1 pseudogene is annotated in these 272 nt (G+C 54.0%); it reads left to right on the top strand.

The window, feature by feature from the left end:
- Positions 1-272: pseudogene (locus V5P19_RS23605) on the top strand (L,D-transpeptidase); the annotation flags it as partial.

The raw sequence follows: 272 nt of genomic DNA, 5'->3' as shown, positions 1-272 counted from the left end.
CTGCCAACCGACGGGAGTCGCCTGGTTGGTCAGAATCAGGTGATCACCATTCCGGAAGGTAACACTCAGCCGCTGGAGTATTGTGCCGCCGAGTACCAGAGGGGGCTTTCCAATATGATGGAAGCGAACCCGGGTGTGGATACCTTCCTGCCGAAAGGCGGTACTGTACTGAACATTCCGCAGCAGCTGATCCTGCCGGATACCGTTCATGAAGGCATCGTCATTAACAGTGCTGAGATGCGTCTTTATTACTATCCGAAAGGGACCAACAC

Source organism: Enterobacter sp. UNJFSC 003 (assembly GCF_036903355.1).
Lineage (GTDB): Bacteria > Pseudomonadota > Gammaproteobacteria > Enterobacterales > Enterobacteriaceae > Enterobacter.
Note: the sequence above shows the minus strand (reverse complement) of the source record. Positions and strands in the feature narration are given on the sequence as shown.